This window comes from Myxococcales bacterium (assembly GCA_016703425.1).
Lineage (GTDB): Bacteria > Myxococcota_A > Polyangia > Polyangiales > Polyangiaceae > JADJCA01.
In genome coordinates this window covers 1,173,498-1,182,516 of record JADJCA010000002.1, presented here as the reverse complement: position 1 = coordinate 1,182,516, position 9,019 = coordinate 1,173,498, and the positions used below count along the sequence as shown (strand labels likewise).

General features: G+C 67.7%; 7 protein-coding genes. 5 read left to right on the top strand and 2 right to left on the bottom strand.

The window, feature by feature from the left end; all coding sequences use genetic code 11:
• The coding region (locus IPG50_11445) for a hypothetical protein (protein MBK6692808.1) at nucleotides 1-1,165 on the top strand (1,165 nt) is incomplete at its 5' end.
• Between the two features lie 2 nt (nucleotides 1,166-1,167).
• Nucleotides 1,168-3,207 carry a hypothetical protein gene (locus IPG50_11440; protein MBK6692807.1) on the top strand — a complete coding sequence of 680 codons (2,040 nt, stop codon included), beginning with the start codon at nucleotides 1,168-1,170 and terminating at the stop codon, nucleotides 3,205-3,207.
• A gap of 7 nt (nucleotides 3,208-3,214) precedes the next feature.
• On the opposite strand, the gene IPG50_11435 is transcribed toward IPG50_11440, so the two are convergent.
• Nucleotides 3,215-3,994 carry a class I SAM-dependent methyltransferase gene (locus tag IPG50_11435; protein MBK6692806.1) on the bottom strand — a complete coding sequence of 260 codons (780 nt, stop codon included), beginning with the start codon at nucleotides 3,992-3,994 and terminating at the stop codon, nucleotides 3,215-3,217.
• A 167-nt stretch (nucleotides 3,995-4,161) separates the two neighbouring features.
• On the opposite strand from IPG50_11435, the gene IPG50_11430 reads away from it, so the two are divergent.
• The 3 genes from IPG50_11430 to IPG50_11420 all read left to right on the top strand — a co-directional run bounded on the left by IPG50_11430 (nucleotide 4,162) and on the right by IPG50_11420 (nucleotide 7,469).
• Nucleotides 4,162-6,153: a hypothetical protein gene (locus tag IPG50_11430; protein ID MBK6692805.1), complete on the top strand. Its 1,992-nt coding sequence runs from the start codon at nucleotides 4,162-4,164 to the stop codon at nucleotides 6,151-6,153.
• Nucleotides 6,154-6,447: 294 nt separating this feature from the next.
• Nucleotides 6,448-6,903: a nucleotidyl transferase AbiEii/AbiGii toxin family protein gene (locus IPG50_11425; GenBank protein ID MBK6692804.1), complete on the top strand. Its 456-nt coding sequence runs from the start codon at nucleotides 6,448-6,450 to the stop codon at nucleotides 6,901-6,903.
• Nucleotides 6,904-6,986: 83 nt separating this feature from the next.
• On the top strand, nucleotides 6,987-7,469 hold the full coding sequence (locus IPG50_11420) for a hypothetical protein (GenBank protein ID MBK6692803.1): 483 nt from the start codon (nucleotides 6,987-6,989) through the stop codon (nucleotides 7,467-7,469).
• A gap of 25 nt (nucleotides 7,470-7,494) precedes the next feature.
• Here the strand turns inward: IPG50_11420 and IPG50_11415 are convergent, their stop codons facing one another.
• Nucleotides 7,495-8,925 carry a hypothetical protein gene (locus IPG50_11415; GenBank protein ID MBK6692802.1) on the bottom strand — a complete coding sequence of 477 codons (1,431 nt, stop codon included), beginning with the start codon at nucleotides 8,923-8,925 and terminating at the stop codon, nucleotides 7,495-7,497.
• Between the last annotated feature and the right edge of the window lie 94 nt (nucleotides 8,926-9,019).

Here is a 9,019-nt window from a genome sequence, read left to right as displayed (position 1 = left end):
CCCCTTCAACGCCGAGCCGAAGACCGTGCCGGCGTTTCATCCGGCAGACCAACCGGTCATCGGTGTTCGCGCGCCGGCAGCGTGGAATCGCCTGCTCCCGGCCCGCTGGGACTCGCAGCACTACGCGGCCTTCGCGCTCCGGGGCTACCAGCACTGTCCGCCGGGCGATCTGCGCGGCGTGAGCTTGCCGCCGATGCTGGTCCACTGCGGCTTCAACTTCTACCCCGGCTATCCCTTCATCGCGAGCCTCGTCATGCGCGCAACGGGCGCGCCCGTCGACTACGCGCTCTTGGGCGTGTCGCTCTTCGCCAGCCTCATCTTCCTCTACCTCGCGACCTCGAAGGAGATTCGCGACGCGCTCGGCACGGGCACCGCGTACCTGACGCTCATCCTGCTCTCGACCTTCACGACGGGCTTCACGCTGGTCACGATGCAGACCGAGCCGCTGGTCTTGGCGGCGGAGCTCGGCGCCTACGTGCTCTACAAACGCGGCTGGCTCCTCACCGGCGCCCTCGTGGCCGGCAGCGCCGGCGCCATGCGCGTCAGCGGCGGCGCCATCGGGCTCGCTTACGCGATCATGCTCTTGGTCCACTACGCGCGGGCCAAAGGCTCCCTCAGCGGGCGCTTCGCGCGCCTCTTCGTCGGCGGCCTCTTCGCCGGTTGGGGCCAGCTAGCGCTCTTCGCGTATTTCTATGCAAAGTACAAAGATCCGCTCCTCTACGTGCACGCGCATCAGCAGGCCTACGCCCACGGCGTCTCGCTCCTCGACGCCGTCTGGCCCGACCGCGGGCGCATGATCTGGGCCATGGGCATCGGTCGCGATCGGCTCCACGAGGGCGTCTTCTTGCTGATGGGCCTCGTCTGGTTGGGCCTCGGCTTCCGTGAGGCCATGAAGCGCTTCGCGCTCACCGACCGCGTCTATTGGTTCTTCGTCCTAGCGCTCACGTTGGGCATCTCGGTCGTCGGCTCCGCGGGCCTCGCTTATGCCGGCATGAATCGCTACTGGTTCGTCATCGTGCCCTTGTTCTTCTCCATGGCGGTCGTCTTGAAGCGCCGGCCCGTGGCCCTCGCGGCTTGGGTCGCCTTCACGACGTGGCACTACTGGAACGTCGACCTCTGCGGCTACATGGGCCAGCACGCGCCGCACCTCTGCGGGTGGGTCTGATCGTGGACCTCCTCAGAGCCAGACGGCACGAGCGGCTCGGGCGGCTGGTGCTCATGGCGCTGCTCGCTTTCGTCGTCGTCGTGGCCATTTGGCTCCCGTGGAAGTCCATCTGGGGACCTGACAACCGCACCTACGCCGAAATGATCGACGGCGTTCGCCGCTACGGGTTGCCCTACACCCTGAACGGCGACTTCAGCCGCTACCCCGAGGTGAGCGCGCCGTTCAACGTCCCGAACGGCGCGCGCCTGTGGGGCCAATACCCGCCGCTCTTCCCCTACCTGGCGGCGCCGGCCGCGGCGCTTGGCGGCTTGATGTTCGTCTTCAAGTTCAACGTGCTCCTCATCGGCGCGGTTGCCATCGCGACGTTCGCGCTCGCGCGTCGTGTGGCGCGCGACGGCCTCGCCGCTGCCGCCGCCAGCGTCCTCGTCGTGTTGGGCGCGCCCCTTTGGATCGCGTCCTTCGAGACCTTGGCGCAGCCGCTCTTCGTCCTCGTGGTGACGCTCGCTTCGCTCGCGGCGGTTCGGTCCATCGAGACGCGCGTCTTCCGGCGCACGCTCGTCCGGGCCGCGCTGTGCGGCCTCGCCGGCGGTCTCGCCGTGGCTACGCACCTCCTTGGCTTCCCGATGATGCTGATGCTCATGGGCGGCCTCTTGATCGCCGACCTTCGGCCGGCGCCCCGAGCCCGCGCCGGCGCGCTCGGATTCCTCAGGGCGACCGCGCCCACGCAGCTCGGTTGGCTAAGGCTCGCCGCCGCGCTCGTGCCGTTCGCCGCCGTCCTGGCCTTGCTCGGTCTTCTGAACCGCATGCGCTTCGGCACCATGAACCCCCTTAGCTACGGGCCGTGCATCTGGCGCCTCTGCGAAGGGCTCATCGCCAAGGAGGGCTTTGGCGCCGGCGATCTCCTGACCTTCGCGCGCCCCGCGTTGCCGTGGTTCGGCGTCGTGGCGATCGGCGTCTTCTTCTCGCTCCGCAGCCCCCGCGCGTTGGCGCTCATCCTGGGGCTTGCGGCGCTCGCGCTCGCGCCGCCCTCGCTCATGAGCGAGCGCGTCCGTCAGATTCTCGAAATCAGCTACGGCTTCACCGTCGACCTCTCGGGCGTCGACATCGGCTACGTGCGCCCCCCCGACGGTTTCGGCAACGTGCAGTGGGGACGCACGCTCAAGTCCTTGCTTCAGCACTCGCCGGTGCTCGCCCTGGCGCTCGCCGGCGGCTTCTCGCGCGATGGCACCGCGGCTCGCCGTTTCATCGTGCTCCTCCCGGCGGTGGCGCTCTATGGATACCTCGGCCTCTTCGCGCGCTTCCCCGGCGGCGACAAGTTCGGCACGCCCTTCCTCTTTCTCCGCTACGCGCTGCCGGCGGTTCCGCTCTTGGCGGTCCTCGCCGTTCATAGCCTCCGCGAGCTGCCGTGGCGTCGCTCCGCGATCGCGCTTGGCGTCGTCGTCGCGGTGGGCACGGTCGTACTCTTCGCCTCGAGCCTCGACGATTCGCCGTTTTGGCGGCGCTACGTCGAGCTCCGCGTCACCTTGGCGTTCGCCGCCGTCGCTGTTCTATTGACGGTCGGGGCTCGCCTGCGCGGTGGTGCGCGGCTCGCCCGCGCTGCGACCTTCGCGAGCGCCATCGCCGCGGGTCTCAGCGTGGGCGTAACGTTGGGGGTCGACACGACCATTTTGGGGTTCATCACCCATGACGTCGACCGGCGCATTCGCCGCATCGGCGACCAGACGCCCGACCGCTTCGCCATCGTGGGCTGGGAGCCCGACCTCACCAACGTGCTCTCGCTGCGAGTGGGGCGTGACGTTCGTTACATCGACCTCGTCGAGGCCAACGGTTGGGAGAACTTCCGAAAGCTCATCGACGAGTGGAACGACGAACAGCGACCGATCTTTGCCGTGTTCCCGCGCGACGGCCGCTTCAAGTGGCCCTACGCGGCGTGGGATGTGCCGGCCGAGCTCGTCGACAAGCAAGAGGGCCTCTGGCGCATCGGGCCGCCGAGGCGGCGCTTCGACGGGCCCGTGCCGCCGTTGCCGGCACCGAATCCCTAAGCGCGCTTCAATCGGCGCGGCGAAAGACGGCGAGCAAGAGGTTGCCGAAGGGCTGGCGCCAACTGCGGTGCGGCACGACGCGCGAGAGGCCGCGGGCGATCTCGTAGGAGAGGCTCGCCAAAAACGGCGTCAAAAAGTGCGTCGTGGTCTTTAGCTCGAGGGAAAAATCGCTCCACACGGAGGGGCAAATGCTCGCGAGCTTCTTCTCGAAGTCGAAGAACGTGAAGCGCGTGATGTGTTGCTCCTCGTAGCTGACTTCGGAAAACCGATTGAGCATCAGCTCGAGCAGCGGCCAGGTGCTCGCGTAGTTGGGCGTCGTGAGCACGAGGCGCCCGCCGGGCTTGATCATGCGGCGGAAGTGATCGAACAACGTTTGGATCTCGTGCGCCGGCAAGTGCTCGATGACCTCGATGAGCGTCACGCAATCGAAGGGCTCGCCGATGTCGCCGAGCTCGAGGACCGAGGGGCGGTAGTGGAACGAGCGGAACGGGCTCCCGTGGTGCCGGTTGGCGTATTCGACTTGCTCGCTGAGGATGTCGACGCCGACCTGACGCTCGAAGCGGTACCGGGGGACCATCGACAGGAAGGAGCCGGCGAAACACCCGACGTCGAGGATGGCGCCGCCCTCTTCCGCGGGGAGGTAGTCGAGCACGCGCTCGAACTTCGAGACGTGCCACAGGCGACGAATCGGGTGACCGTCTCTGAGGATCCGGTCGTAATAGCCGTTCGGGATGCCCGTGTAGTCGAACCCGGGTGCCTTCGGCGCTTCGCGCGAGTCCGCCGCCATGGGGAGGGGGACTCTATCAGGGGATTGCCGGGGCGTCGCTCGTCAACGAGCAAGGGTTCGGAGGGCGAGGCCCACGGCGAGGGTTAGGGCGGGCTCGGGTTACGGCCACCCGAGTCCGCATGGAAAGCTCGCGCCCCTTCCGCGTCGGGCGCTATAAGCGGCGAGCCATGACGCGCTCAACCGAGCGAGAGCCGCGCCAGCCGGAGCCGCCGGTGGATGCCGGCCCGCGCGCCAACTTCAAGGTTCGCTGCGGCACGCAGGCGGCGGCCTTCGTGGCCACGGTGCTGCTCGCGGTGGTGCACACCTGGCCGATGGCGGCGCGTTGGCGCACGCACCTCGCCGGGGGCGCGCACGAAGATCCGTGGATGAACGTCTGGCACCTCGATTGGGTGCGCTCCGCCGTCCTCGCTGGGAAAAGTCCGTTCTTCGCCGACGGTCTCCATTGGCCGCTCGGCGCCGAGCTCTATTGGCACACGCTCTCGCCGGCGAAGAGCCTCTGGGGGCTCGTGCTCGTGCCGTGGGTCGGTGCGGCGGCGGCCTACAACCTTGTCATCTTTTCGACGTTCATCCTGACGGGCATGACCAGCTTCTGGCTCTTCGCCGACGTCTTGCGACGGCAAGGGGCTCGCCATACGGAGGCGGCCTTGGCGGCCTTCGTGGGCGCGTCGATCTTCAACTTCTCGCGCTACCACCTGTGCCACGCCGTCGCGCACATGAACCTGGCCTCGCTCGAAGGCCTGCCGCTCTACCTCTTCTTCTTCTTTCGCACCCTCGAGACGGGGCGGCGTCGCGACCTCGTCGGTGCCGCGCTCAGCGCCGGCTACGTGGCGCTCTGCGACTTCTACTACGTCTACTACCTGGCGCTCTTGTCGGTCTCGTGGGTCGCCCTTCGCGTCTGGCGCACGGGGCCGCTCGTCTCGCGCGACCTTCTCAAGCACGAAGAGGTGCGTCGGAGTCTTTGGATCGGTGCGCTGGCGGCCGTCGCGTGCCTGCCGGCCGTGTTGCCGCTGCTGATGCACCTTCGTCCGGCGGCGCTTCCGCTTCACCACGGCGACAGCGACTACCCGGCCGATCCCATCTTGCTCGTCATGCCTGACGGCCTCTCGCTCTGGCAGTCGGTCCTTCCGTCGGGCATCGCCCGGCCGCTCTCGAAGCTTCAGAACGGCATCCTCAACGAGCCCGAGGGCGGTCTCTTCTTGGGCGCCGGCGCCGTCTTCCTTTCCGTCGTCGCGATTCGCGCGCGTCTCGCCGACGTTGGCGTCTGGTGGCGCATCGCGGCCTGTTTCGCCGTGTTGTCGCTCGGCACGCACTTGCACGTCGGGGGAATTCACTTGCTCCCCGCGCAGCTCGCGCTCGTACCGCTCGTCGCTTTCGCGTTCTTGAGCAAGTCGCTCGCGGCGAAGCCCTACGCGAGGGATGTTCGCGTGGGCGTGGTGCTCGTGACCCTCATCGCCGTCGCCTTACCGATCACGGCTTGGGACGCGCCAGCCACCTTCACCGTGCCCTTGCCGTACCTCTTCTTCAAACACGTCGTGCCGCTTTTTGGCCGCGGTGGCATGCCCGTGCGCTTCCTGCTCCTTTCACAAGTCGCGCTCGCTGCGCTGGCGTCGCTTGGGGCGTTTCATCTGCTCCGCCGTCGTGCTGCCGCGGGGCGTCCGATCTTCGCCCTTGCGCTGGGCCTCGCCCTTTGGGTCAACGCCGAGACGAAGTCAGTCGCCTTGCCCATGGCCGTCGTTCCGCGCCTGCCTCCGATCTTCGATGTCATGCGCGACGAGCCGGGCGCTGTCGCCGTCTTCACGGATCACGTGCTCGGCCAGTGGGAGCAGCTCCACCATCGGCGGCCCGTGTCCATCGCGCGGCAGTCGCGGCTGCCGGTGCGCGAGAAGTCGTTCGTCGACGCCCCGTTGCATCGCGCCCTGGTGGACCTCGAAGGCGGCGAAGGTGCGTGGTCTTTGGATGAGCAGCGCGTCATGCGCGCGGCGCTTCACGACGGAAACTACCGGTATTTCGTGGGCCATCGCGCGGCCCTCGAGCTAGCCGCCGGCCGCCGGGGACAAGCGGCTGACGTCTTAGGCGCGCGCCGCCACGCGCTCTTGACGGCGCTCGGCGCCGAGCAGGTTCACGCTGACACGGATCGCACGGTCTACCGGTTTCGATGAAGGCGCGCGCGCCAACCGGTTCCGATACCGGCGGCCGCTGCCAGACAGTTCGAGGAACGGATTGCCGCAGCCCAGAGCGTGCGGCTCGCCCGCCTTTCGGCTACCTTTCCCCAATGGACGACGCGGCCGCGCGGCGGCGAGCACGGCAAGAGACTTGGCAAGGTCAGGTCTTCCGCGGCCCCGACGCGCTCGCGCGCCTCGAAGTCGACGCCGAGCGTGAGTGGGCGGCATTCACGCCGGTCGAGCGCCTCGCGCTCGTGTGGGAGCTAAGCGTGGCTCAGTACGGAGGATCCGATGGCGGCAGCGTGGAGTCCCGACTTCCTCGATCTGCTTACCGCCTTGAACGGCGCTGACGCGAAGTACTTGCTCGTTGGGGGCCACGCTGTTGGTCTCTTTGGTCGGCCAAGGGCCACGAAGGACTTCGACCTTTGGATCGAGGCATCGACCGAGAACGCCGCCAAGGTCATCGCGGCGCTCCGCGCGTTTGGGGCGCCTCTGGCCGACTTGACGGAGGCCGATCTGAGCCGGCCCGGCTTCGGCTACCGGATGGGGCAGCCTCCCTTTCGCATCGAGCTCTTGACCGAGATCAGTGGAGTTGGGTTCGCGGCGGCGTGGCCAAGGCGCGAAGTCCACGACCTTGGCGGCGTCGCGTGTCCTGTCATCGCCCGCGACGACCTCATCGCAAACAAGCTCGCGGCGGGCCGCCCGCAAGATCTGGCGGACGTCGCGTTCCTTCAGCGGCAGCGGTGATCCGCGACGGACGGGGCCGAAAGCGGATCTCCGCTCGCCAAGGGCTTACCTGGTGCTACATAGGCGCCAACTGAGGTTTCCCCATGCGATTCGCCGTCCTTGCCGCGCTCGTTGCCGTGTCCCCGTTTGCCGTCGGTTGCTCCGGCGATCCCAGCGTCGGCGACGATGAGACGAGCGAGGAGACGAGCGACGCCGAAGGCGCGCTCACGGCGAAACATCACTTCGCGCCTGTCTCGGCCGAGCTTGATTGGCGGCCCGGATGCGGCATTCGCATGCCCGACGGGCGCGCCTGCTACATGGGCCTCGAACTCACGTACACCAAGCAGTTCCCGGCGCTCAGCACCAGCGTCCGCACCACCGTGAACAACACGACGAAGGTCGTCACCGTCAAGGTCGACACCTGGACGAAATCTGTACAGTACACGCAGCCCGTGTTTGCACCGATCACCAAGCAGCTCGGTCACCCGAGCCGCCTCCAGATGGGCACGCGGTATCAGGCTCGCGTCGTCGACTTCCAAGGCAACGAGCTTTGGACCGGCGAGATCTACCCCGTTCCCGCGCCCTGACCCCGCGCCCTGGAGCGGCGCGCCGCTATCGTGTTGACGCGTAGTTCACCGTTGCCTTGGTCGTGCCTCCGGGCCCCGTGCAAGCGATCGTGTAGCTGAGCCTCGTGGGCGCGGCGTCGGGCCCACGATAAAGAGCGCCGTTGGGCGCCAGCGGAGGCAGGCTCGCATCGGACAACGACTTGCACGTCGTCGCGTTGGTGCTGGACCAAGTCCAAATAGCTCCCGTGCGCTTTGCGATGGCGCCGCTCTGCACGACGAAGTCGACGATCGGAGCGCCGGCGGTCGCGTTGGCCCCGCCGCTTCGGCCGAGGATGCGCCGTCCCGTCTGCTCAAGAAGGGCTCGCGTCTCCGGCAAAGCGCGCGCGCCGAGCCACATGGCGTCGCCCCCTTGGCCGGCGTTCCACATGAAATTCCCGATGACGAGCGTCATCGGATCGCTCGCAAACTCATCGAGGTGACGTTTCGCGAGCGCCGCCGACGCGGCGTCGGGACGTTCGGTCGGCGCCGCGAGTTGCCGGTCGAGGACGAGCTGCGCGCTGCCCGACATCCCCGTCTCCGCGCGGACGTTCGCTCGCGAGAACACCCTGGTGGTGGGAACGGTGAGGGCCATTCGGCGGTGCCCGCCGAAGCGCTTGTTGAAGTCCTCGATGCGGGCCTTCAGCCCGTTCCATAGCTGGCGATTCGAGTAGGCGACCTTCGGGTTGCGGCGGTCGCGGCTGCATTGCTCGAAGTCTTCGTAGCAGTCGTACCCATAGACGTCGGCGTTGACGGGCAGCTCGAGGGCATCGCGGATCATCGGATGCGCCTCGATCACGACGATGGCGAGCTTCTGCGTGCTGATGCCGCGGAGCTGGTCGATCCACGCTTCGAGTTTAGGGCGCATCTCGGCGACGACCTCGGGACGCGGCCCGTTCTCCTTGCAGTCTGCCAGGGCGCCGCCCGTGTGGCCTGCGCTCGCGCAGACGCCCATCTGACGGAGCCACATCGGTTCGTCGAAGGCGAGGTAGGGGATGGCGCCGGCCTCAAGCTTCGGGCCAAGGCGCGCTTTGAGCGCGGCCAGGTTCTTGGCGATCGCCGTGGGCGTTCTGCTCGCACCGTCGGCGTTCATGAATACGTCGTTGACGAACACCATCCCAGCGACCTTTGGCCCGAGCGCTTCGATGACGCTCGCTTGGCGGGACGGTTTCGATGCCTCGAAGAAGAACGCGACGGCGTTTGCGTGCCCTTCGATCTCTCGGACGTGTTCCGCGTTCGCGCTCACGCCGGGGAGCGCTAGCAGGTGACCGAAGTGAGCCGCGCCGCCCTTCGTCTTGCTCTGCGCAATGCCGAGCTTCTTGACGTCCGAGTACGGCGAGCTCGTTTGGGCATGAGCCTCCCGCGCGAGTGGACCGGCCAGCGCGGCTACGAAAGCGGCGGCGCCGAGGGCATGTGCAAAGGCGGCTCGAGCGATCTTCATCAGGAGGTTCTCCGAGCCGCAGGCCATCGCGCGGCTTCGGTCTTGAGAGTAGAGGCACCCGTCGTGCCCGCGTCCTTACGCCGCAACCCTTCGG

What these genes read in the sequence shown, in the direction of transcription:
- IPG50_11435 (MBK6692806.1), bottom strand. Translation starts at nt 3,994, where the DNA reads ATGGCGGCGGACTCGCGCGAAGCGCCGAAGGCACCCGGGTTCGACTAC.
- IPG50_11430 (MBK6692805.1), top strand. Translation starts at nt 4,162, where the DNA reads ATGACGCGCTCAACCGAGCGAGAGCCGCGCCAGCCGGAGCCGCCGGTG.
- IPG50_11425 (MBK6692804.1), top strand. Translation starts at nt 6,448, where the DNA reads ATGGCGGCAGCGTGGAGTCCCGACTTCCTCGATCTGCTTACCGCCTTG.
- IPG50_11420 (MBK6692803.1), top strand. Translation starts at nt 6,987, where the DNA reads ATGCGATTCGCCGTCCTTGCCGCGCTCGTTGCCGTGTCCCCGTTTGCC.
- IPG50_11415 (MBK6692802.1), bottom strand. Translation starts at nt 8,925, where the DNA reads ATGAAGATCGCTCGAGCCGCCTTTGCACATGCCCTCGGCGCCGCCGCT.